This is a genomic window from Curtobacterium sp. MCSS17_007 (genome assembly GCF_003234175.2).
Taxonomy (GTDB): domain Bacteria; phylum Actinomycetota; class Actinomycetes; order Actinomycetales; family Microbacteriaceae; genus Curtobacterium.
In genome coordinates this window covers 2,478,274-2,501,899 of sequence record NZ_CP126257.1, presented here as the reverse complement: position 1 = coordinate 2,501,899, position 23,626 = coordinate 2,478,274, and the positions used below count along the sequence as shown (strand labels likewise).

General features: G+C 71.9%; 18 protein-coding genes. 13 read left to right on the top strand and 5 right to left on the bottom strand.

Annotated features, from left to right (window positions below):
- Positions 1 to 4: 4 nt before the first annotated feature.
- The 3 genes from mmsB to chvE form a co-directional block, all read right to left on the bottom strand.
- Complete coding sequence (mmsB, locus tag DEJ22_RS11850; RefSeq protein WP_111227822.1) at positions 5 to 1,186, bottom strand: multiple monosaccharide ABC transporter permease; 1,182 nt, start codon at positions 1,184 to 1,186, stop codon at positions 5 to 7.
- On the bottom strand, positions 1,173 to 2,723 hold the full coding sequence (gene mmsA / locus DEJ22_RS11845) for a multiple monosaccharide ABC transporter ATP-binding protein (RefSeq protein ID WP_111227823.1): 1,551 nt from the start codon (positions 2,721 to 2,723) through the stop codon (positions 1,173 to 1,175). The genes mmsB and mmsA overlap by 14 nt, the downstream gene beginning before the upstream one ends.
- A gap of 148 nt (positions 2,724 to 2,871) precedes the next feature.
- A complete protein-coding gene (chvE, locus tag DEJ22_RS11840) occupies positions 2,872 to 4,008 on the bottom strand; it encodes a multiple monosaccharide ABC transporter substrate-binding protein (protein WP_111227824.1) in 1,137 nt (378 codons plus the stop codon).
- Between the two features lie 181 nt (positions 4,009 to 4,189).
- Here chvE and DEJ22_RS11835 point away from each other — a divergent pair, with 181 nt between their 5' ends.
- Positions 4,190 to 5,239 (top strand): LacI family DNA-binding transcriptional regulator, encoded by a 1,050-nt coding sequence (locus tag DEJ22_RS11835; protein ID WP_111227825.1) that lies wholly within the window; start codon positions 4,190 to 4,192, stop codon positions 5,237 to 5,239.
- Between the two features lie 183 nt (positions 5,240 to 5,422).
- Here the strand turns inward: DEJ22_RS11835 and DEJ22_RS11830 are convergent, their stop codons facing one another.
- On the bottom strand, positions 5,423 to 7,492 hold the full coding sequence (locus DEJ22_RS11830; protein ID WP_111227826.1) for a glycoside hydrolase family 127 protein: 2,070 nt from the start codon (positions 7,490 to 7,492) through the stop codon (positions 5,423 to 5,425).
- A 138-nt stretch (positions 7,493 to 7,630) separates the two neighbouring features.
- Between DEJ22_RS11830 and DEJ22_RS11825 the strand changes: the two genes are divergently transcribed.
- The 7 genes from DEJ22_RS11825 (at position 7,631) to DEJ22_RS11795 (ending at position 15,595) form a co-directional block, all read left to right on the top strand.
- On the top strand, positions 7,631 to 8,635 hold the full coding sequence (locus DEJ22_RS11825) for a LacI family DNA-binding transcriptional regulator (protein WP_111227827.1): 1,005 nt from the start codon (positions 7,631 to 7,633) through the stop codon (positions 8,633 to 8,635).
- A 640-nt stretch (positions 8,636 to 9,275) separates the two neighbouring features.
- Entirely contained in the window at positions 9,276 to 11,000 is a 1,725-nt protein-coding gene (locus tag DEJ22_RS11820) for a xylulokinase (RefSeq protein ID WP_111227829.1), read from the top strand.
- Positions 10,997 to 11,707, top strand: a complete 711-nt coding sequence (locus tag DEJ22_RS11815) for an L-ribulose-5-phosphate 4-epimerase (RefSeq protein ID WP_111227830.1) — start codon at positions 10,997 to 10,999, stop codon at positions 11,705 to 11,707. The genes DEJ22_RS11820 and DEJ22_RS11815 overlap by 4 nt, the downstream gene beginning before the upstream one ends.
- A complete protein-coding gene (gene araA, locus DEJ22_RS11810) occupies positions 11,704 to 13,227 on the top strand; it encodes an L-arabinose isomerase (protein WP_111227831.1) in 1,524 nt (507 codons plus the stop codon). The genes DEJ22_RS11815 and araA overlap by 4 nt, the downstream gene beginning before the upstream one ends.
- 10 nt (positions 13,228 to 13,237) lie before the next feature.
- Entirely contained in the window at positions 13,238 to 14,497 is a 1,260-nt protein-coding gene (locus tag DEJ22_RS11805; RefSeq protein WP_111227901.1) for an FAD-binding protein, read from the top strand.
- Positions 14,498 to 14,711: 214 nt separating this feature from the next.
- Positions 14,712 to 14,879, top strand: a complete 168-nt coding sequence (locus DEJ22_RS11800) for a hypothetical protein (protein ID WP_258379682.1) — start codon at positions 14,712 to 14,714, stop codon at positions 14,877 to 14,879.
- Between the two features lie 170 nt (positions 14,880 to 15,049).
- Positions 15,050 to 15,595 carry a hypothetical protein gene (locus DEJ22_RS11795; protein ID WP_258379683.1) on the top strand — a complete coding sequence of 182 codons (546 nt, stop codon included), beginning with the start codon at positions 15,050 to 15,052 and terminating at the stop codon, positions 15,593 to 15,595.
- Between the two features lie 18 nt (positions 15,596 to 15,613).
- Here the strand turns inward: DEJ22_RS11795 and DEJ22_RS11790 are convergent, their stop codons facing one another.
- Positions 15,614 to 16,570 carry an ArsR/SmtB family transcription factor gene (locus tag DEJ22_RS11790; protein ID WP_111227832.1) on the bottom strand — a complete coding sequence of 319 codons (957 nt, stop codon included), beginning with the start codon at positions 16,568 to 16,570 and terminating at the stop codon, positions 15,614 to 15,616.
- Positions 16,571 to 16,626: 56 nt separating this feature from the next.
- Here DEJ22_RS11790 and DEJ22_RS11785 point away from each other — a divergent pair, with 56 nt between their 5' ends.
- From DEJ22_RS11785 to DEJ22_RS11765, 5 genes are all read left to right on the top strand, one after another.
- Positions 16,627 to 17,907 (top strand): MFS transporter, encoded by a 1,281-nt coding sequence (locus DEJ22_RS11785; RefSeq protein WP_181430943.1) that lies wholly within the window; start codon positions 16,627 to 16,629, stop codon positions 17,905 to 17,907.
- A 300-nt stretch (positions 17,908 to 18,207) separates the two neighbouring features.
- Entirely contained in the window at positions 18,208 to 19,875 is a 1,668-nt protein-coding gene (locus DEJ22_RS11780) for an ABC transporter substrate-binding protein (protein WP_111227834.1), read from the top strand.
- On the top strand, positions 19,872 to 21,680 hold the full coding sequence (locus DEJ22_RS11775) for a dipeptide ABC transporter ATP-binding protein (RefSeq protein WP_111227835.1): 1,809 nt from the start codon (positions 19,872 to 19,874) through the stop codon (positions 21,678 to 21,680). The genes DEJ22_RS11780 and DEJ22_RS11775 overlap by 4 nt, the downstream gene beginning before the upstream one ends.
- Positions 21,677 to 22,615 (top strand): ABC transporter permease, encoded by a 939-nt coding sequence (locus DEJ22_RS11770; protein ID WP_111227836.1) that lies wholly within the window; start codon positions 21,677 to 21,679, stop codon positions 22,613 to 22,615. The genes DEJ22_RS11775 and DEJ22_RS11770 overlap by 4 nt, the downstream gene beginning before the upstream one ends.
- Positions 22,612 to 23,610, top strand: coding sequence for an ABC transporter permease (locus DEJ22_RS11765; protein ID WP_111227837.1), 999 nt, complete (start codon positions 22,612 to 22,614; stop codon positions 23,608 to 23,610). Before DEJ22_RS11770 ends, DEJ22_RS11765 begins: the two co-directional genes overlap by 4 nt.
- The last annotated feature ends 16 nt before the right edge of the window (positions 23,611 to 23,626 follow it).

Genomic DNA, 23,626 nt, shown 5'->3' with positions numbered 1-23,626 from the left:
GTCTCTACTTGCGCGCGGACGCAGCCCGACGCTTGTTGAACACGTCGAACGCGACGGCGGCGAGCAGCACCAGGCCCTTGATGAGCGACTGGAACTCCGTGCCGACACCGAGGATCGACATGCCGTTGTTCAGGATGCCGATGATGAGACCACCGACGATCGCTCCCGGCACCGTGCCGATGCCGCCGGTGACGGCAGCGCCACCGATGAACACGGCCGCGATGGCGTCGAGCTCGAAGCCGTTGCCGGCACCCGGAGCGGCCAGGTTGAGCTGGCCGGTGAAGACCACGCCCGCCAGGGCCGCGATGACGCCCATGTTCACGAAGAGCAGGAAGGTGACGCGCTTCGTCTTGACGCCGGACAGCTGCGCGGCGAGCGCGTTGCCGCCGATCGCGTAGACATGACGACCGAACACCGAGCTGCGCATGACCACCGAGTAGACGACCACGAGCAGACCGAGCACGACGAGCACGATCGGGGTGCCGTTGTAGCTCGCGAGCAGCAGTGCGACGTAGATCACGAGTGCGGCGCCGAAGGCCGTCTTCACGATGAACCAGGCGAACGGCTCGCTCTCGAGCTGGTACTTGCGACGGGTGAGGCGGCCACGGAACGCGGCGATCACCATGACGGCGGCGGCCGCGATGCCGAGGATCATCGTGAGCGGCTCGTAGCCCGTGGTGCCGAACGACGGCAGGAAGCCGGAACCGAGCGAGCGGAAGCCCTCGGGGAACGGCGAGATCTGCTGGTTCTGCAGCACGATCTGGGTGGCACCGCGGAACGCGAGCATGCCGGCGAGCGTCACGATGAACGCCGGGATGCCGAAGTACGCGATCCAGAAGCCCTGCCATGCACCGACGAGGGCGCCGACGACGAGGCAGAGGAGCGCCGCGACGGGCCAGGGGAGGCCCCACTGCGTGATCATCACGCCGGCCATCGCACCGCTGAAGGCGACGACCGACCCGACGGACAGGTCGATGTGGCCGGCGATGATGACCATCACCATGCCGATGGCGAGGATGAGGATGTAGCTGTTCTGGACGATCAGGTTCGAGACGTTGATCGGGGCCAGGGTGATGCCGTTCGTCGCCACCTGGAAGAAGATGACGATGACGATCAGCGCGATGAACAGGCCGATCTGTCGGAGCTGCCCGGTGAGGTAGCCGACGGCGGACTTAAGCGCGTTCATTGACAGGGGTCTCCCGTTCCTGGGTCATGTACTGCATGAGGACCTCTGGCGTGGCCTCGGAGCGGGGCACGTCAGCCGTGATCGTGCCCTCGGAGAGTGTGTAGATGCGGTCGCAGATGCCGAGCAGCTCGGGCAGCTCGGACGAGATCACGATGACGCCCTTGCCCTGGTCGGCCAGGTCGTTGATGAGCGTGTAGATCTCGTACTTCGCGCCGACGTCGATGCCGCGGGTCGGCTCGTCGAGGATGAGCACGTCGGGGTCGGCGTACATCCACTTCGACAGGACGACCTTCTGCTGGTTGCCGCCGGAGAGCTTGCCCGTGACGGCGTCGACGTTCGGCGCCTTGATGTTCATGCTCTTGAGGAAGCCGCCGGCGACGGTGGTCTCCTTCGACGCGTTCACGAAGCCCCAGTCGGCGAGCTTGCCGAGCGCCGAGCCGGAGATGTTCCGCTTGATGTCGTCGATGAGGTTGAGGCCGTAGCGCTTGCGGTCCTCGGTCGCGTAGGCGATGCCGTTGTCGATCGCCCGCGTCACCGTGTTCGTCTTGATCGGCACGCCGCGCTTGTAGACGGTGCCGGAGATGCCGGTGCCGTACGAGTGCCCGAATACGCTCATCGCGAGCTCCGTGCGTCCGGCGCCCATGAGCCCGGCGATGCCGACGACCTCGCCTGCACGGACGTTGAGGTTCACCTGGTGGATGATCTCGCGGGAGCCGTCGAGCGGGTGGTGGACGGTCCAGTCCTCGATGCGCAGGAGTTCCTCGCCGATCTTCGGCTCGCGCTCGGGGTAGCGGCTGGACAGGTCGCGACCGACCATCCCGCGGATGATCCGGTCCTCGGAGACGTCGTCGGCGTGCATGTCGAGCGTCTCGATGGTCTTGCCGTCGCGGATGATCGTGACCTTGTCGGCGATCGCCTTGATCTCGTTGAGCTTGTGGCTGATGATGATCGCCGTCATGCCCTCGGCCTGCAGGGAGCGGATGAGCTCGAGCAGGTGGTCCGAGTCGTCGTCGTTCAGCGCGGCGGTGGGCTCGTCGAGGATGAGGAGCCGGACCTCCTTCGAGAGCGCCTTCGCGATCTCGACGAGCTGCTGCTTGCCGACACCGATGTCCGTGACCTTGGTGACCGGGTTGTCCTTGAGCCCGACGCGCTTGAGCAGCGCCGCGGCCTCGAGGTTCGTCTGGTTCCAGTCGATGAGCCCGCCCTTGACGCGCTCGTTGCCGAGGAAGATGTTCTCGGCGATCGACAGGAACGGGCTGAGGGCGAGCTCCTGGTGGATGATCACCACGCCCGCCTTCTCGGAGTCGTTGATGTCACCGAACTGCACCGGCTTGCCGTCGAGCAGGATCTCGCCGTCGAAGGAGCCGTGCGGGTAGACGCCCGACAGCACCTTCATCAGGGTCGACTTGCCGGCGCCGTTCTCACCGCAGATCGCGTGGACCTGGCCGCGCTCGACCTCGATCGAGACGCCCTGCAGCGCCTTCACACCGGGGAAGGTCTTGGTGATGTCCCGCATCTCGAGGATGGTGTCCGCCATGTGGACCGCCTTTCCGTCGTCCGCGCGTGCGCGCGGGTGGAGACGGACGGGAGGCGCGGTGCGGGGGTGCACCGCGCCTCCAGTCCTGTGGGTGGTTGCGACCGAGTCGCTCCCGGGGCCGACGTGCGCCGGCCGCGGGTCGAGGGACCTACTTGAGGTCGGCCTCGGTGTAGTAGCCGCTGTCGACGAGGACCTCCTTGTAGTTGTCCTTCGTCACCACCGTGGGCTGGAACAGGTAGGTCGGGACGACCTTGACCTTGTTGTCGTAGCTCTTGGTGTCGTTGACCTCGGGCTCCTTGCCGGAGAGCAGGTCCTCGGCCATCGTCACGGACTGCTTGGCGAGCTTGCGCGTGTCCTTGTAGATGGTGGAGTACTGCTGGCCGGCGATGATCGACTTGACCGACGCCGCCTCGGCGTCCTGACCGGTGACGACCGGGAGCGGACGGTCACCCGAGCCGTAGCCGGCGCCCTGCAGGGCCGAGATGATGCCGATCGACATGCCGTCGTAGGGCGAGAGCACGCCGTCGAGTTTCGTGCCGCCGGAGTACGTCGACGCGACGAGGTTCTGCATGCGGGCCTTGGCGGTCGCCGGGTCCCACTGCTGCGTGGCGGCCTGCGAGATCTTGTCCTGGCCGGAGCCGATCGTCAGGGTGCCGTCCTCGAGGTACGGCTTGAGGGTGTCCATCGCGCCGTTGAAGAAGAAGCCCGCGTTGTTGTCGTCGAGCGAGCCGGCGAAGACCTCGATGTTGAAGGGGCCCTTCTCGCCGGTCTTCTCGCCCTTGTCGTCCAGCACGCCGAGGCCCGTGAGCAGCGAGGTGGCCTGGTCGACGCCGACCTTGTAGTTGTCGAACGACACGTAGTAGTCGACGTTCTCGTTGCCCGTGAGCAGGCGGTCGTAGGAGATCACCTTGATGCCGGCCTTGGCGGCGGCGTCGAGCTGGTCGGAGAGCGCGCCACCGTCGATCGACGCGATGATCAGGACCTTCGCGCCCTTGGTGATCATGTTGCTGACCTGCTGGGCCTGCTGCTGGACCTTGTTGTCGCCGTACTCGAGGTCGACCTTGTAGCCGGCCTTCTCGAGGTCGCTCTTGACGGCGTTGCCGTCCTTGATCCACCGCTCGGAGACCTTGGTCGGCATCGCGACGCCGACGAGGGCGCCCTTGTTGCCGTTCGCGGTGTCGCCGCTGCCGCCCTCGGTGGATGCACGGCCGCCGGCCGAGCAAGCTGCCAGGGAGAACGCGATGCCGAGGGCCGCGACCCCCGCGATGATCCTGCGCTTCATCATCGAAGTACCTCTGTTCCTCTCGCGTCGTCCTCGACGCGCTCGGGTGCTGGGGCTGCTGTGCCCCGTGGGATTCGCTCGTGTGAGCGCTCACATACTGAGGGTTCCGTACCGGGGTGTCAACTCGTCGTGACCGTTTCGGGATCTTCCCTCGTCGCGCGGCCCGGGCGGTACGCTCGGCGACGTGACGACCACGACCGCGCTCGGAGGCCCCGGCGGCAGACGCCGGAAGGCCCCGACGATCTTCGACGTCGCCGAGCGCGCCGGGGTCTCCCACCAGACCGTCTCCCGCGTGATCAACGGCGACCCGACCGTCCGCGAGGCCTACCGCTCGCAGGTGACCGATGCCGTCGCGGAGCTCGGGTACCGCCCGCGTGCCGCGGCCCGGGCGCTCGCCGGCGGCCGGAGCCGCGCGCTCGGCATCATCACCGCCGGCGATGCGCTCTACGGACCGTCGAGCACGGCGGTGGGCTTCGAGCGGGCAGCCCGGTCCGCCGGGTACCACGTGCTGCTCTCGACGCTGCCCGACGACCCCCGACCGGTCGACCTGTCCGGTGCGCTCACGACCCTGCTCGCGCAGGACGTCGCCGCCATCGTCCTGGTCGCCGCGGACAACCGGGTGCTCGACGCCCTGGCATCGCTGACGGTGCCGGTCACCGTGCCCGTGGTCGTCGCGAACGCCGTGCAGCGGGACGCCGTCCGGACCCCGTCCGCCCGGAGCGTCGCTGCGGTGGCGATCGACCAGGCAGCCGGTACGACGCTCGTGATGGAGCACCTGTTCGCGCGCGGACACCGTCGGATCGTGCACATCGCGGGACCCGCCGTGTCGCAGGAGTCCGAGGTGCGCCGCGAGACGTACGCGCGGATCATGCGCGACGCCGGGCTCGATCCCGTGGTGCTCGACGGTGACTGGACGCCGGCGAGCGGGTACGCGGCGGCCCGGTCGATCGACGTACACGCGGTCGACGCGGTCTTCGCCGGGAACGACCAGATGGCGCTCGGGGTGCTGCACGCCTTCGCGGAGGAGGGGCTGCGGGTACCGGACGACATCGCGGTCGTGGGGTTCGACGACATCCCCGAGGCGGCGCACTTCACCCCGCCGCTCACCACCGTGCGGCAGGACTTCATGGCGATGGGGCAGCGCGTGCTCGAGGCCGTGCGCGCCCTGGTCGAGGGGGAGCCGCGCGACGAGACGCTGCTGCTGCCCGAACTCGTGGTGCGCCGCTCGGCCTGAGCGCTGACGCCGGTCGCGCGCTCGCGGCGTCGCCGCCGGTCCCGGTCGCAGGACGTGCCCGTCACGCCGGTCCCGGTCTCGGTCCCGGTCGCAGGACGTGCCGCGTGCGCTCGTCCCGGTCGCACGACGTGCCGTCCGTCGCGGCCGTGGACGGCATGTCGTGCGACCTGAGGAGGGCCGGCCTCAGCGGGCGAGCGGCAGCCAGACGCGCATCGGCGCGGGGCCCCGGTTCGCCCAGGCGTAGTACGGAACGGCGGTCGCGATGACGGCCTGGAGGCCCGTGGCCGCGTCGGCAGGGCGGGCCGCCGTCGTCGGACCGGTGGCGTCGTCGTCGCGGGCTGCGTCGGCGGGGCCGGCCGCGGTCGTCGGACCGGTGGTGTCGGTGACGGTGGTCGGACCGGCGGGGTGGGTCGCGCCTCCCGGCCGGTCCACGCGTCGGTACGGCCACGCTGCCTGCTCGTGCCGCGCCGGGGCGTGCCCGGACACGCGCAGCGTGACGACGCCGTCGAGCAGGTCGTCGCGACGTTCCTCGGAGACGGGGGCGTCGGGGTCGACCGTCAGGTCGTCGACGGTGAAGCCCTGCTGGTCGGCCTGCTCGACCGCGTACACGAGCGGGCCCCGCTCGATCGCGACCTGGCCCCGCGCCGCGTCGATGCGGGGGTCCGCCGCGTACCGGTGCGGCGTCGTGTCGAAGGCGAGCTCGACGACGTCGCCGGCCGTCCACGCACGCTCGACCACGTGCAGGGTGCCGGGCTCGGGCGTCGCCGTGCCGTCGGGGGTGGTCACCGTGGTGGTGTCCGACCAGGCGGGGATGCGCAGCCCGAGTGCCAGCGGGCCGTCCTCGGTGACCGTGACGACGACGCGGCCGTCGTGCGGGTAGCCGGTCTCGACGCGCACCGGACCGAGGTCGGCCGTCGCGTACTGGTGCACCTGCAGGCCGCCGTCGGTCACGGTCGCCAGGTACCCGTCGAGGCTTGCGAACGTGCGCATGATGTTCGGCGGGCAGCACGCGCAGTCGAACCAGCCGCGTCGACCGTGGGCGGGGGAGCGGTTCTCGTCCCGGTGCGCGCCGTCGCGGTGCTGCAACGGGTTCACGTAGAAGTACTCCGTGCCCGCCAGGCTCACGCCCGCGAGGAACGCGTTGTACAGCAACCGCTCGATCGCGTCGGCGTAGACGGGCCTGCCGGTCGCCAGGAGCAGACGCCACGCCCACTGGATCCCGCCGATCGCGGCGCACGTCTCGGCGTAGCCGCGGTCGGTGGGGAGCTCGTACGGGTCGCCGAACGCCTCCCAGTCCCAGCGGGCACCGAGTCCGCCGGTGATGAACGCCTTCGTGGCCTGCATGTCGGCGAACTGGCGCTCGCTCGCGGCGAGGAGCTCGGCGTCGCCGGTCTCGATCGCCACGTCCACCGCACCCGCGGCGAGGTACACGGCACGGACCGCGTGGCCCTCGACGGTGGTGGCCTCGCGCACCGGGACCCGGTCGGAGAAGTACGTCGGTTCGCCGCCGGCGCGCTCGATGATGCCGTGGCCGCGGGCCTCGACGAACCAGTGCGCCAGGTCGAGGTAGGCGCGGTTCCCCGTCTCGCGGTACAGCTCGACCAGACCCGTCTCGACCACGGGGTGGCCGTCCACGTCCACGGTCTGTCCGGGGCCGTCACCGAACGTGGCGACGAGGTGGTCGGCGTTCTTCGTCGCGACGTCGAGCAGGCCGGTGTCGCCCGTCGCACGGTGCTGCGCGACGGCGGCCTGGTACAGGTGTCCGGCGCAGTAGAGCTCGTGGCTCCACTTCAGGTCGACGTAGCGCTCGCCGTTCCCGCGGACCTGCTGCACGGAGTCGACGTAGCCGTCCTCGGCCTGCGCCCGGGCGACCAGTGCGGTGACCTCGCGCTGCAGGTCGAGCAGGTCCTGGGCGGGGGCGCGGCCGTACTCCCACGCGACCGCCTCGAGCCACTTCGTCACGTCGGAGTCCATGAAGACCGGGCCGACCACCTCGCCCTGCTCGTCGCCCGCGGCGATCCGCAGGTTCCGGAAGTTGCCGGCGTCGCGGAGGCGCTCGTACCCGCTGCGGACGGCGTCGCGTCCGTTGCGGTCCTGGCGGAGGGCCCAGAAGCCCCCGGTGATGCGGGCATCGCCGGCGGGGAGCGGGCGGAACGCCAGGTGCGCCCCGGCGGTCGGGAGGGCCGGGGTCGCGGTGCGCGCGCGGCGTGCGGTCGCGGGGGTGGCCGTCGTGGTGTCGGTCGTGGTGGTCATGGCGCCTCCTTGCGTCTGACTGGCGGCCGTCCGTTCGGAAAGCGCTTTCCGTGACCGACGGTACGGCAGGCGCGAGGCGTGCACAAGAGGCTGCCGCGGTAGGCTCTCCAGGAGCACCCCGCCGGAAAGGACGTTGCCGTGGCCGTCGAGCACACCACCCGGCCCGTCCGCATCAGCGACGTCGCGGCGCTCGCCGGGGTGTCGATCGGGACGGCCTCGAAGGCACTCAACGACACCGGGCAGCTGCGCGACGAGACCCGTCGTCGGGTGAAGGACGCCGCCGACAAGCTCGGCTTCGTCGGTGACGCGCGCGCACGGGCGCTGTCGTCCGGCCGCACGTTCACGGTGGGCATGATCACGACCGACTCGTTCGGACGGTTCACCATGCCGGTGCTGCTCGGGGCCGAGGACGCCCTGTCGGCTGGCCAGATGATGGTCCTGGTCGCCGACACCCGCGACGACCACGTGCGCGAGGCCCACTACCTCCGGTCGCTCGTCGCCCGCGGCGTCGACGGCATCATCGTCACCGGTCGGTCGGCCGACGCCCGTCCGCCGATCGAGGTGCCGGTCCCGGTGCCCGTCGTCTACGCACTGACCCCGTCGACCGACCTGGCGGACGTGTCGGTCACGCTCGACGACCCCGCCGGTGCTGCTGCTGCGGCCGCGCACCTGCTCGGACTCGGGCGGCGGCGGGTCGCCGTCGTCACCGGTCCGGAGGACGCGCGGTCCGCGGTCGACCGGGCGCGCGGGGCTGTTCCGGTGATCGGGGACCGCATGGTGGGCGTGCCGATGCACGGGGAGTGGTCCGAGCGCTGGGGGCGGCAGGCCGTGGACGTGCTCGACCGGGGCTCGTCGGCGGTGGATGCCGTGCTGTGCGGGAACGACCAGATCGCCCGCGGCGTGTGCGACCGCCTGCGGGAGACCGGGCGGTCGGTTCCCGGCGACGTCGCGGTGACCGGCTACGACGACTGGGACGTGCTGGCGCTGGCGAGTCGGCCGCCGCTGACCACGGTCGACATGCGGCTCGACGAACTCGGTCGCATCGCCGGCCGGGCGCTGCTCGAGCTCGTCGCCGGCGGGAGCCCGGTCTCGACGGCCGTCACCCCGTCGCTCGTCGTCCGAGAGAGCACCCTCGGCGCGTAGCCCGCCGGCCGGCGCGCGCGGTCGCTGCCCGGCTGCCGCGCGGGTGCTGCGCGGGTGCTGCGCGGGTGCTGCGCGAAGCGTCCTGGTCGCACGACATGCCGCTCAGTTCCGTGCGTGACGGCATGTCGTGCGACGAGGACGATCGCCGACGGCGCGTCGCGGCACCGGGACGCGCGCCGATGTCGAGCGGGCTCGGCTGCGCGCGGGCCCAGCGAGCCGGCGGACCGGAGCGCCGTGGAGACCTCGGCACCGAGCGGGCAGGACGTGCCGCGCGCGTGCCGTCGAGCGGGTGAGATGTGTCGGCGACGGGTGTCGAGCGTGACAGATCGTGCCCGCTCGGTGGCGTTCGGCGAGGATGGCACGTCGGCCGCCGACCGGGCGAGACCTGCCGCCTGCGTGTCACCGAGCGGGCGAGATGTGTCGGCGACGGGTGCCGAGCGTGACAGATCGTGCCCGCTCGGCGGAGCGTCGGCGGGAGCCCGTTGCCCGCTCGGCGGAGCGTCGGCGGGAGCCCGCTGCCCGCTCGGCGGAGCCTCGGCGGGTGCCCGGTGCCCGCGGCGCGCCGTCGCGTTGCACGCGTGAGCGCTCACGTGCCAGTATGTGAGCGCTCACGCAGGACGACGAGGTCTCGGGAGGACACATGAGCGACGACCGCCGACAGCTGGTCGAGGACGGCCGCACGACGCTCGGGATCGAGCTCGGCTCCACCCGCATCAAGGCCGTGCTCGTCGACGAGCAGCTCCGCCCCATCGCGAGCGGCTCCCACGAGTGGGAGAACGAGTACGTCGACGGCCGCTGGACCTACCCGCTGGTCGCCGTCGAGACCGGGGTCCGTGCGGCCTACGCCGACCTGGTCGCCGACGTCGAGCGGCAGTTCGGCGTCCGCCCGACGGCCTTCCGTGCGGCGGGCGTCTCGGCGATGATGCACGGCTACCTCGCGTTCGACGAGGACGGCGAGCTGCTCGTGCCCTTCCGCACCTGGCGGAACACCTCGACCGGCCCCGCTGCCGAGCGCCTGAGCGCCGCGCTCGACTTCAACGTGCCGCAGCGTTGGTCCGTCGCGCACCTGTACCAGGCGGTCCTCGACGACGAGCCCCACGTCGCCCGGCTCGCCGGCATCACCACCCTCGCCGGCTACGTGCACCGGATGCTCACCGGCCGCGACGTCCTCGGCGTCGGCGACGCGAGCGGGATGTTCCCGATCGAGTCCGGCCCCGTCGAGAGCGCCCCGGGCGAGCCCGGTCGTCGCGACTACGACGCCGCCATGCTCGCCACCACGCAGGAGCTGCTCGGCGAGCACGTCCCGGACCTCCGCGCCCTGCTGCCCGAGGTCCTCGTCGCGGGGGAGGACGCCGGCGCACTCACCGCCGAGGGAGCCGCATGGCTGGACCCGACCGGCACGCTGCGCCCCGGCGTCCCGTTCTGCCCGCCCGAGGGCGACGCGGGCACCGGCATGGTCGCCACGAACGCCGTCGCCCCGCGGACGGGCAACGTCAGCGTCGGCACGAGCATCTTCGCGATGGTCGTGCTCGAGCGGGCGCTCCGCACACCCCACGAGGAACTCGACGTCGTCACCACCCCGAGCGGTGACGCCGTCGCGATGGTGCACTGCAACAACGGCGCGAGCGAGATCGCCGCGTGGGCACGCGTGTTCGGCCGGTTCGCCGACGCGACGAGCGAACGGACCGGCGCCGCCGCCGTGGGCATCGACGACGTGTACGCGACCCTCCTGGCCGAGGCGGCCGACGCCGACCCGGATGCAGGCGGGCTCCTCTCCTTCAACTACCTCGCCGGCGAGCCCGTCACGGGCGTCGAGGACGGCCGACCCCTGCTGCTGCGCACGCCCGGCGCCCGCTTCACGCTCGGCAACCTCGTCCGCTCCGAGGTGCACGGGGCCTTCGCGACCCTCGCGATCGGCATGGACGTCCTGCACGGCGAGGACGTCGCCGTCGACCGGATGACCGCGCACGGCGGGCTGTTCCGCACGCCCGGTGCGCCGCAGCGCCTGCTCGCCGCCGCGCTCCGCGTGCCGGTCGCCCTCGAGGAGACCGCAGGGGAAGGCGGGGCCTGGGGCATCGCGGTCCTCGCCGCCTACCTGGAGCACACCGACCGTCCGCTCGAGGACTTCCTCGCCGACACGGTGTTCCGCGGCGACGCGGTGCACGTGGCCGAGCCCGAGGAGCGCGACGTCGAGGGCTTCCAGGACTACCTCGCCCGGTACCGCGCGGCCCTGCCCGTGCAGGACGTGGCGGCAGCGGCGACGCGCACCGGCGCGACGGCCGACCAGGACGCGACGACCGACCGGGGCGAGCCGACCGACGTGGTCGAGGCGCGCCTCCAGACCGAGGAGGAACCAGCCGCATGACCGAAGCGATCACGGACGAGACGAGGGCGGCGGTGGCCGCCGCGCGGGAGCGCGTCGCGTCCCTGCACGGCGAGCTCGTCCGCTACGGCCTGGTGATCTGGACCGGTGGCAACGTCTCCCAGCGCGTGCCGGGCACGGACCTGTTCGTCATCAAGCCGAGCGGCGTCTCCAGTGACGACCTGACCCCGGAGAACCAGGTGGTCTGCACCCTCGACGGCGTCCCCGCCGACGGCTGGGGCAACGCGCACGGCCCGTCGTCCGACACCGCCGCGCACGCATTCGTCTACCGGAACATGCCCGAGGTCGGCGGCGTCGTGCACACGCACTCGACGTACGCCACGGCGTGGGCGGCCCGCGCCGAGGAGATCCCGTGCGTCATCACGGCGATGGCGGACGAGTTCGGCGGACCGATCCCGGTCGGTCCGTTCGCGATCATCGGCGACGACTCGATCGGCCGCGGCATCGTCGAGACGCTCGCCGGTCACCGGAGCCGCGCCGTGCTCATGCAGAACCACGGCGTCTTCACGATCGGCAAGGACGCGAAGGACGCCGTGAAGGCCGCGGTGATGTGCGAGGACGTCGCTCGTACCGTGCACATCGCGAAGCAGGGCGGCGCGCTCGTGCCGATCGCCCCCGACGACATCGATCGACTCTTCGATCGCTACCAGAACGTCTACGGACAGAACCCCGAAGGAGCCATGCGATGACGCAGGTGAACCCCCAGGCCACCCTCGACAGCTACGAGGTCTGGTTCCTCACCGGGTCGCAGGGCCTGTACGGCGAGGAGACCCTGCGCCAGGTCGAGGAGCAGAGCAAGGCCGTGCACGCGGAGCTCGCCGGTGCGCTCCCGGTGAAGCTCGTCTGGAAGCCGGTCCTCAAGGACGCCGACGGCATCCGCCGTGCCCTCATCGAGGCGAGCGCGGACGACAAGGTCATCGGCGTCACGACGTGGATGCACACGTTCAGCCCGGCCAAGATGTGGATCGGCGGGCTGCAGGCACTCACGAAGCCGCTGCTGCACCTGCACACCCAGGCGAACGTCGCGCTGCCGTGGGGCGACATCGACTTCGACTTCATGAACCTCAACCAGGCCGCGCACGGCGACCGTGAGTTCGGGTACGCCCTGGCGCGTCTCGGCGTCCGGCACGCGACCGCGGTCGGGCACGTTTCCGACCCGCGCGTGCAGCAGCGGGTGTCCGACTGGACCCGCGCGGCCGCCGGTGCCGCCGCCGTGCGCGAGCTCAAGCTCACCCGGTTCGGTGACAACATGCGCTACGTCGCCGTCACCGAGGGCGACAAGACCGAGGCGGAGATCGAGCTCGGCGTGCAGGTGAACACCTGGGCCGTGAACGAGCTGGCCGCAGCGGTCGACGCGGCCGCGGCGGACACTGCTGCGGTCGACGCACTCGTGGCTGAGTACGACCAGCAGTACGACGTGGTCGACGACCTGCGTGACGGCGGGTCGCGCCGCGACGCGCTCCGCGACGGCGCCGCCATCGAGCTCGGCCTCCGTGCCCTGCTCGAGCAGAACGACAGCGCCGCCTTCACCACGAACTTCGAGGACCTCGGCACGCTCAAGCAGCTGCCCGGCCTCGCGGTCCAGCGGCTCATGGCCGACGGCTACGGCTTCGGCGCCGAGGGCGACTGGAAGACCGCCGTGCTCGTCCGCGCGATGAACGTCGCCGGTGCCGGTCTCCCCGGGGGCGCGAGCCTCATGGAGGACTACACGTACGACCTCACCCCGGGTGCCGAGAAGATCCTCGGCGCGCACATGCTCGAGGTCTCGCCGACGCTCACCACCACGAAGCCCACCCTCGAGATCCACCCGCTCGGCATCGGCGGCAAGGACGACCCGGTCCGGCTGGTCTTCACCGCCGACGCCGGCGAGGCCGTCGTGGTCGCACTCTCGGACACCCGCGACGGCTTCCGCCTCACCGCGAACGTCGTCGACGTCGTGCCGCCCACGGAGGCGCTGCCGATGCTCCCCGTCGGCCGTGCCGTCTGGGAGCCGCGTCCGTCGTTCCCGGTCGCCGCGGAGGCGTGGCTCACCGCCGGCGCCGCCCACCACACCGTCATGACGACCGCGGTCGGCCTGCAGGTCGTCGAGGACCTCGCGACGATGGTCGGCACCGAGTTCCTCGTCATCGACGAGCACACGACCGCCCGCGCGTTCCAGGACGAGCTCCGCCTGCAGCAGGCGTGGCACCGTCTCGACCGCGGGTTCTAGGACCGTGACCGTGGCCGCGACGACCCGCACCAACTGGGCGGGGAACGTCACCTACCGTGCTTCCGCGCTCGAACGTCCCACCTCGGTGGCGGCGCTCCAGCAGCTCGTCGCGGCCACCCCGCGCCTGACGGCGCTCGGCTCGACGCACTCGTTCAACGGGATCGCCGACACCGACGCCGTGCAGGTGACGCTCACCGACATGCCGCCGGTGCTCGAGGTCGACACCGACCGGCGGGTCGTCCGGGTCGCCGCCGGCATGACGCACGCGCAGGTCGCGTCCGGTCTGGAGGCGCGGGGCTGGGCCCTCGCGAACCTGGCCTCCCTGCCGCACATCTCCACCGCGGGCGCGGTCGCCACCGGCACGCACGGTTCCGGCGTCCGGAACCCGTCGCTCGCGCAGGCGGTCATCGGTCTCGAGCTCGTCCGCGCCTCCGGCGACGTGGTCCGTGTCGACGGCTCGTCGCCGGACGGCGCCCTCGACGCGCACCGGGTGGCACTCGGCGCGCTCGGGGTCGTGACCGCGGTCGAGCTCGCGATCGAGCCGACGTTCCAGGTCGCCACGACCGTGCACCTCGACCTGCTGTGGGACGCCGTGACGGCGCAGTTCGACGCGGTGATGTCGGACGCCTACTCGGTGTCGATGTTCACGTCCTTCGACGACCGGGGTGCCCGCCAGGTCTGGACGAAGCACCGCGTGGACGAGCCGGATCCCTCGGTCGACCTCGTCGCGCTCGGCGCCCGCCGTGCGGACGGGCCGGTGCACCCGGGCGAGAACGACGCCGCGAGTGTCACCGAGCAGGGCGGCGTCCCCGGTCCCTGGGCCGAACGGCTCCCGCACTTCCGATCGACCTTTGAGCCGTCCACCGGTGCGGAGATCCAGGCGGAGTACCTGATCCCCGCGGAGCACGCCGTCGCCGCACTCGAGGCGCTCCGCCCGCTGGAGTCGGTGTTCGCGCCGCTGCTCATCGCGGCCGAGGTCCGGACGATCGCGGCCGACACCGCGTGGCTCGCGCCCTCGTCGGGACGGCAGTCGGTCGGGCTGCACTTCACCTTCCGACGGGACGCCGAGGCGGTGGCTGCCGTGGTCGTGCGGATCGAGGAGCTCCTCGCGCCCTTCGACCCCCGGCCGCACTGGGGCAAGGTCTCCGCGGCGAGCGTCGAACGCCTGCACGAGGCGTACCCGCGCCTCGACGACTTCGCGGCGCTCGCGCGGGACACCGACCCGACGGGGCGGTTCCGCAACGCGTTCCTGGCACGCCTGCTGTCCTGACCGACGGGGTGTCTCTCTCGCCGCTGGCGCTCCGGTTCGAACCACGTTCCCGACATCGAACCGGGCACGGTCGGTGGTTCGAAGTCGGAATCGTGGTTCGGCGCGGAGGTGCGGAGGCCGGCGTCGGGCGCTCACAGCGCTCTCGGACGTGATCGACGGGTGGCGCACTGCTCCGTCGCTGAGTGCTCACATGTGTGATCACAAAGGTTGGATCATGGCGAACCTCAACCGGATCCTCGGCATGGCCTCGAAGGTCATCGACAAGCAGATGCAGAAGCAGCGCGCGCAGGGGAACGGCGCCGCCGGCAACCAGCAGAACCCGCACGGCTCCGGGGTGGGACCGACTGGCGCGACATCGTCCGCAGCGCCGCGGACAAGCTGACGGGCGATGACCGCTCGCAGCAGCAGTCGGGCCAGCAGCAGCCGCAGCAGTACGGACATCAGCAGTACGGTCGGGCGCAGCAGCACCGCGGGCAGGCGGATCCGGACAAGGTCGCCCTCGCGAAGTACGACTACCTGCTCCGGACGGCGAGCCCGGACCAGATCGAGCAGGTGCACCACGACGCCTTCGCCCGGCTCACCCCGGCGCAGCGGCAGCAGGTGCGCGACCGGCTGAACTCGGAGCTCCCGCCGCACGAGCACCTGCGGGACGACTCGTCCGGCGGCATGGCGCGAGCGATGACCCGCGGAGAGATGTCCCGGCCCGGGCTCATCCGCCGCGTGCTCGGCGGCTCCGGGCGACAGAGCGGCAGTCGGGGTGGCGCCTTCGCCGGTGGTGCTGCCGTCGGTGCCGGAGCGATGGCCCTCGGCGGACTCGCGGTGGCGGTCGCCGGTGGCGCGGTCGTCAGCGCAGCCGCGGCACCCGTGCTTGCTGGTGCCGCCGACCTCGGCGTCGACTTCGAGGGCATCGCGTCCGGCATGGGCGACCTCGGCCTGACCGACCTGGGGGGCGGCGTCGAGGACTTCGCGGCCGAGGGTGAGCAGTTCCTGGGCGGACTGGGCGAGCAGGCGTCCGGCCTCGGTGAGCAGGCGTCCGGGCTGGGGGAGCAGGCGTCGAACCTGGGCAACGACTTCCTGGGCGGACTCTTCGACCGCTGACGCCCGCCGGCGACGCGCTCACTCCCGTCGGACGAGCGCGTCGCCGACGGTGCTGCGGTAGTACAGGACCGCCCGACCGTACCGGGTCCGGTTGAGCAGTCCGCCGCGCTCCATCACGCGCAGGTGCTGGTTGACGGCCGACGTCGACACCCCGAAGCGCATCGCGAGGTCGGTCGACGACGCCGGCTCGCCGAGTGCGTCGAGCAGCGCGGCGCGCGTGGCTCCGAGCAGGTCACGGACGGCACCGGCGTCCGGGTGCGAGGCGGTCGACCACATCGCACCCTGCCCCCGCGCCGGGTACATGACGGTCGGCGGCAGGTCGTCGTCGATCGGGGTCGACGCGCTGACGACGAACACCGATGGCACGAGTGTCAGTCCCTCGCCCTGCACCGGGCGGTCACGCGCGATCGGGCTGTTCAGGCGGACGTCGAGGAGCCGCCCGTCGAAGCGCACGGACTCCGACAAGCCGCCGAGCACCGCGCCGACGCCCTCGTGCGCGGCGATCCGGCCACGGTGCGTCACGTCGGCCTGCAGCACGCGGCGCATGCGCGGCCAGTACGGCGCGAAGCAGAGCTCCCACGTCGTCGCGAGCGCCCGCACGAGCCGGTCGACGACGTCCTCGTGTCGACCGAGGAACGCGTCCGGCACAGTGCCGTGCACCCGCTCGAGGTCGGTGCGGAGCCGCGCGGGGGAGATCCGGGTGAGGGCTCGGAGCTCGTCGTCGAACGACCCGAGGGGTGACTCCGGGCGGGGGTTGACGAAGTCCGCGACCCACCGGCGCTCGTCGACCAGGCCGGCGAGGACGGGCCGGTCGAGGACGGGCAGCACACCGGCGATGCGCCCGAGCCACGGACGCTGCAGCGGGTACCGCTCCGGCGCTCGGAAGGCGCGCAGCCCCAGACCCAACTCCGACAGTGGCGAGATCCCGAAGCGCACCGCCGAGACGTCCGTCGGATCGAGGCGGTACCGGATCATGAAGCCTGACGCTACATCTGTTCGGGGGAGCCTGGCGGGGGTGCGAGAACAGGAGCGTGAGCACCACCGCGCAACCGGTCCCGATCCGCACCCTCGTCCGACAGGACCCGACCCTCCGACGGCTGCTCACGGTCACGCTGGTGGACACCCTCGGCCGGGGTGCCTTCTTCACGCTCACCTCGCTGTACCTCATCACGATCGTCGGGATCCCCGCCGTCGCGGTCGGTCTCGGGCTCACGGTCGCCGGGGCGGTCGGGGTTGCCGCGTCGCTCGTGTTCGGGCACCTCGCGGACCGGTTCAGCGCGCGGCGGATGCTCGTCTGGCTGCACCTCGTGCAGGGCCTCGCGCTCATCAGCTACGTGCTCGTCCACGACCTGCCGACCCTCATCGCGACGGCCTCCGTCGTGACGCTCGCGCAGCAGGGCGGTGGTTCGGTGCGGAGCGCCGCGGTCGGCCGGGCGTTCCCCGGCTCCGAGCGCGTCCGGGTCCGGGCGACCATGCGCACGGTCACGAACGTCGGCATCGGTGTGGGGACCGCCCTCGCCGCGGTCCCGCTCGCGATCGGTACCGGCGAGGCCTACCGCGTGACGATGGTCCTGTCCGGCGCGCTGTTCCTGGCGTCGGCGGTCCTCGTCGCCGGTCTCCCGGCGGTGCGCGTCGACGCGGCCCCCGTCAGCCGCACGGACACCGGCACGATCGTCCGCCCCGACCCCGCGGACCGGAGTCCCTACCGAGACGTGCGGTTCCTCACCGTGACCGCCCTGACGGGGCTGTTCGGCATGCAGTTCGGCCTGTTCGAGGTCGGCGTGCCGATCTGGGTCGTGCAGCACACCGTCGCGCCCGACGTGCTCGTGTCGCCACTGCTGCTCGTGAACACCGTGATCGTCGTCCTGCTGCAGGTCCGGCTGAGCCGCGGGACCGACACCGTCGCCGGGGCAGCGCGGGTGATGCGGCACGCTGGCTGGGTGATGGTCCTCGCGTGCGGCCTCTGGGCCGCGGCCGGCTGGGTCCGGGGCGACGACTGGGTGCCCGTGGCGGTCGCAGCCGGGGTGCTCGTGGTCGCGGCGGTCGCGCACTCGCTCGCCGAGATCACCTCGAGTGCGGCGGGGTGGGCGCTGAGCTTCGAGCTGGCGCCGGCCGGGCGGATCGGCGCCTACCAGGGCGTGTACGGCACGGGGTACGCGGTCGCGGCGATGATCGCCCCCACCGTGGTGACCCTCACCGCCGTCGACCTCGGGACCGCCGGCTGGGGGATCCTCGCCGTCGTGTTCCTCGGCTCGGCGCTCGGGGTGGCCGCGGTCGCCGGACGAGCCGCGCGGACGACGGTCACCGTCTGACGGGCGGGTCGCGCGCCTCCCGTCCGGAGGCGGTCGTCACCGCGCGCCGGAGCCGACCCGGTCGTGGCGCGCACCGCGGGAATACGTTCGGAGCCCGGACGTTGTGCTGTTGCGTCATGCAATGTTGCGTTGCGTGTCGTCCGGACCCCGCGGGCGTTCGGTCCCGCCGATCGACCGGTGCGACCATGGACCGCCCGGCCACCCGAACCGGGAGCACCGGCCGGCCGTCCTGTCCCACCGCACGACCGCTCCGTGCCCAGCACACAGACCCCAGAACACCCCCACGAGGAGCAGCACACCATGCACCGCCCCAAGCGCCTGATGATCACCGCGGCCGTCGCCGCCGCAGCAGCCCTGGTGCTCACCGGCTGCACCGGTGGCGGAGCCTCCGACGACGCGTCGACCGGCACGAGCAAGGGCGGCACGCTCAACATCCTCACCCCGCAGACCGCGCTCCACTTCGACCCCGCGACGAGCCAGAGCCTCGGGATCACGTCGATGGGGCTCGTCGCCCGCCGTCTCACCACCTGGGACGTCCAGCCGGGCAAGACCGCGAAGGTCGTACCGGACCTCGCGACCACCACGGGTGAGTCGAGCGACGGCGGCAAGACCTGGACGTACACGCTCAAGGACGGCCTGAAGTTCCAGGACGGCACGCCGATCACCACGAAGGACATCAAGTGGGGGATCGAGCGGTCGTTTGCGCCGAACCTCACCGGTGGCCTGAGCTACCACAAGTCCCTGCTGGTCGGCGGTTCCGACTACCAGGGCCCCTTCGAGGGGAAGACGCTCGACAGCATCGAGACCCCGGACGACAAGACCATCGTCTTCAAGCTCGACGCCCCGTACGGTGACTGGCCGTGGCTCGCCTCGATGCCGGCGTTCGCGCCGGTCCCCGAGGGCGAGGGCACGGACACCGGCGCCTACGACGCGAAGCCCGTGTCGAGCGGCCCGTACCAGATCGAGTCGAACACGCAGGGCTCGCAGGTGACGCTCGTCCGGAACGAGGAGTGGAGCGCGAAGACCGACGCGATCCGCACCGCCGGTCCGTCGAAGATCGTCTTCAAGGAGAGCCAGGACGCGTCGACCACGACGCAGAGCCTGATCGCGGACAACGGTGACGCGAAGAACTCGTTCGGCGCGATCTACCTCGGTGCCGCTGAGCTCAACCAGGTGCGTGCCAACCCGGCCGCGCAGGACCGCCTCGCGACGAGCAAGGCCGGTCCGATCACCTACATGGCGATCAACACGCAGCGCGGTCAGCTCAAGGACCTCAAGGTCCGCCAGGCGCTGCAGTACGCCGTCGACCGCAAGTCCTTCCGCATCGCGGCGGGCGGTGCGCTCGCCGGCGAGTACGCCTCGACCCTCATCACCCCGGGGATCGCGGGCCGCAAGGACTACGACCTGTACGAGACGAACGCCACGGGCGACGTCGACAAGGCGAAGGCGCTCCTGAAGGAGGCCGGTGCCGAGGACCTGTCGCTCACCCTCGTCACGCAGAACGACCCGACGTACCTGTCGCAGGCCCAGGCGCTGCAGGCCGGTCTCAAGCGCGCCGGCATCGCGGTGACGCTCAAGCCGCTCGACTACGACTCGTTCACGCAGGCGACCACGAACGGCACCGACTTCGACCTCTCGCTGTCGAGCTGGCAGCCGGACTTCCCGAGCGCGAACGCCAACATCCAGCCGCTCTACGACTCGTCGGAGATCGGTGGGGGCGGGTACAACGTCTCGAAGTACAGCAACCCCGAGGTCGACGCCCTCATCGCGAAGGCGACCGGCACGGTCGACCAGTCCGAGGCGCAGGAGCTGTGGGCGCAGGCGGACCGTCGCATCATGGAGGACGCCCCCGTCGTCCCGCTGATCTACGCGAAGCAGTCCTTCCTGGCGGGCTCGAACGTCGAGAACTTCCGCATCGCGGACTTCCCGGCGTACCCGAACTACCTCAAGGTCTCGCTCGCCCAGTGAGTGCACCGCTGCTCGAGGTCGAGGGGCTCCGCGTCGCGTTCGGCGACGCGGAGCCCGTCGTCCGTGACGTCTCCTTCGCCCTGACGCCCGGCCGGGTGCTCGCCCTCGTCGGCGAGTCCGGTTCCGGCAAGTCGGTCAGCGCCATGAGCGTGCTCGGACTCCTGCCACCCGCCGCCCGGGTGTCGGGCAGCGCCCGGTTCCGCGGGACCGAGCTCATCGGTGCCTCGGCGGACGAGCTGCGCGCCGTCCGGGGTGCTGGCATCGGGGTCGTGTTCCAGGAACCGATGAACTCGTTCACCCCCGTGCTGTCGATCGGCACGCAGGTCGCCGAGGCCGTGCGGGCACACCCGACCGACCTGGACCGGGCGGGCGTCGCCGACCGCGTGGACGAGCTGCTCCGGGCCGTCGGGCTCCAGGACCCCGGCCGGATCCGGAAGGCCTACCCGCACGAGCTGTCCGGCGGGCAGCTCCAGCGGGCGATGATCGCGATGGCGCTCGCGGGCGACCCCGTCGCGTTGTTCGCCGACGAGCCGACGACCGCGCTGGACGTCACGGTGCAGGCCGGGATCCTCGACCTGCTGCGTCGGCTCGGCCGTGAGCGCGACCTCGCCGTCCTGCTCATCACGCACGACATGGGTGTGGTGGCGGACGTCGCCGACGAGGTCCTGGTCATGCGCCGCGGTGACCCCGTCGAGCACGGCACGGTCGCCGAGGTCTTCGCGCACCCCAGCGCCGACTACACGCGCGAGCTCCTCGCCGCGGTCCCCGCCCTGGGCCCCCTCGGGCCGGTCCCGGCGCGCCGCGGAGTCAGCGGAGCGGCGGGACGGCCGAGCCCGCGGGGAGAGGCACGACCCGCGTCCGCCGCAGCGGCTGCGGACAGCGCGACCCGGCCCGCGCCGGGGGCGGGCGCGGCGGACGACGCGAGTGGTGCCTCCCGGCCGGATGTACCGGACGCACCGGACGCACCGGACGCACCGGACGCGCCGGGTGCCGTGGTCGCGCGCCTGCGCGACGTCGCCGTGCGTTACACCCGGCGCGGTGACCCGACGGTGCGCGGGATCGACCTCGAGCTCGTCGCCGGTCGCACGCTCGGTCTGGTGGGGGAGTCGGGGTCCGGCAAGTCGACCATCGGCCGCGCGCTCGCCGGGCTCGTCCCCGTCGTCGACGGCTCGGTCGAGGTGGACGGCAACGACCTGCGCACCGCACGCGGGAAGCGCCTGCGCGAGCTCCGCAGCCGTGTCGGCATCGTCTTCCAGGACCCGGCGTCGTCGCTGAACCCGCGACAGACCATCGGCTGGAGCATCGCCGAGCCGCTGCTCGTGCACGGCGAGGGCACACCGGCGTCGCGGGCTGCCCGCGCCCGCGAGCTCCTGTCCGCGGTGCAGCTCGACCCGTCGTGGACCGAGCGGTTCCCGCACCAGCTGTCCGGCGGGCAGCGACAGCGCGTCGCCGTCGCCCGGGCACTGGCGCTCCGCCCGGCCCTGGTGATCGCCGACGAGCCGACCAGTGCCCTCGACGTCACCGTGCAGGCCGCCGTGCTCGACCTGCTCGCGGACCTGCAGGACGAGTTCGGCTTCGGCATGCTGCTCATCAGCCACGACCTGGCCGTCGTGCGACAGCTCGCCGACGACGTCGTCGTGCTGCGAGACGGCCGCGTCGTCGAGGGCGGTGCGACCACAGCCGTGCTCGACCACCCGCAACAGGACTACACGCGCATGCTGCTCGCGGCGGCCCCCGTCGCCGATCCCGCGCGACAGGCGGCCCGCCGCGAGGCCTGGCGTGCCTGGGAAGGAGTGGTCTCGTGACCGCGAACGTCGTCGACCGGCCCGTCTCCGCGTCGGCCGGGCGGACCACCGGGTTCCGTGCCGTGGTGCGCCGCGTCCGTCGGGACCGCTGGGCGGTCGCCGCCGCGGTCGTGATCGCGGTGTTCGTCGTCGTGGCGATCGCCGCGCCGCTCATCGCAGCCGTGACGGGGCAGAACCCGTACAGCTACAACGTCGACGCACTGAACGACTTCGGGGCGCCCCGCGGCGCTGCCGGCGGGGTGAGCGGCGAGCACTGGTTCGGCGTGGAGCCGCTGACCGGGCGTGACCTGTTCGCGATCGTGACCTACGGCGCGCGGACCTCGCTGGGCATCGGGCTCGCCGCTACGGCGATGTCGATCGTGATCGGGGTCCTCGTCGGTGTCACGACCGGGTTCCTCGGCGGCTGGTACGACCGGGTGCTGTCGCGCGTGGTCGACGTGATCTTCGGGTTCCCGTCCCTGGTCTTCATGATCGCGCTGACCGCGGTCGTGCCGACGTCGTTCCCGAAGCCGCTGCTCGTCGTGCTCGTCATCGGGTTCTTCGGGTGGCCCTCGGTCGCGCGCGTCGTCCGGGGGCAGACGCTCTCGCTCGTCAGCCGGAACTACGTCGTCGCCTCGACCGCGATGGGTGCCGGACGCTGGCACGTCATCCGCAAGCAGCTGCTGCCGAACCTCGCAGCGACCATCACCGTCTACGCGACCATCTCGATCCCGTCGATGATCGGCGCCGAGGCCGCGCTGTCCTTCCTGGCCGTCGGCGTGAACCCGCCGACGCCGTCGTGGGGCCGCAGCATCGGCGACGCGATCGGCTGGGTGCAGACCGACCCGATGTACCTCGTCTTCCCCGGAGCCGCACTGTTCCTCATCACCCTGGCCTTCAACGTGCTCGGTGACGCCCTGCGCGACGCCCTCGACCCGCGAGGAGGCGACCGGTGAGCACCGTCCGCTTCCTGGCGGTCCGGATCCTCGGGGCCGTCATCGTGCTGTTCGTCGTCGCGGCGATCACCTACGCGCTGTTCATGCTGCTGCCGACGAACCCGGCCCGTGCGATCTGCGACAAGCCGTGCACGCCCGAGCGGCTGGCGGACGTGCAGGCCTTCCTCGGGACGGACAAGCCGTGGTTCGCGCAGTTCGGGGCGTACCTCGCCGGCATCTTCACCGGTCGCACGTTCGGTTCCGGAGCGTCCACGATCACGTGTGCGGCGCCGTGCTTCGGGTACTCGTTCCAGCTGCACGACAGCGTCACGAACCTGATCGCGTCGCGCCTGCCCGTGACCGCGTCGATCGCCGTCGGGGCCGCCGTGCTGTGGCTCGTCGCGGGGGTCGCGGGCGGTACGGTGTCCGCGCTGCAGCGGGGCACCCTGGCCGACCGCGCCGTGATGACCGTCGCCGTCGCCGGGGTGTCCTCGCCCGCGTACCTGATCGGGTTGCTCGCGATCCTGCTGTTCGGCTTCACCCTCGGCTGGCTCCCGACGAGCGGCTACGTGCCCTTCGCCGAGGACCCGGTCGGCTGGGCGACGCACCTGGTGCTGCCGTGGTGCGTGCTCGCGTTCATCAGTGCGGCGATCTACGCTCGGCTGACCCGTGGCGAGATGCTCGAGTCGATGTCGCAGGACTTCGTCCGGACCGCTCGGGCCAAGGGCCTGCGCGAGCGCCAGGTCGTCGTGCGGCACGGGCTCCGGACGGCGATCCTGCCGGTGGTGACGCTCTTCGGGCTCGACCTCGGGTCGCTGCTCGGCGGCGCGGTCATCACCGAGAAGGTGTTCTCGATGCAGGGCCTCGGCGCGCTGCTCATCGACGCGGTGCACACCCTCGACCTGCAGGTCGTCGTCGGGTTCACGGTGTTCTCGGCGCTCCTCATCGTCACCGCGAACGTGATCGTCGACGTGGTGTACGCGTTCGTCGACCCCCGGGTGCGCCGCCGGGCGTAGGCGTCGGGTCTGCCCG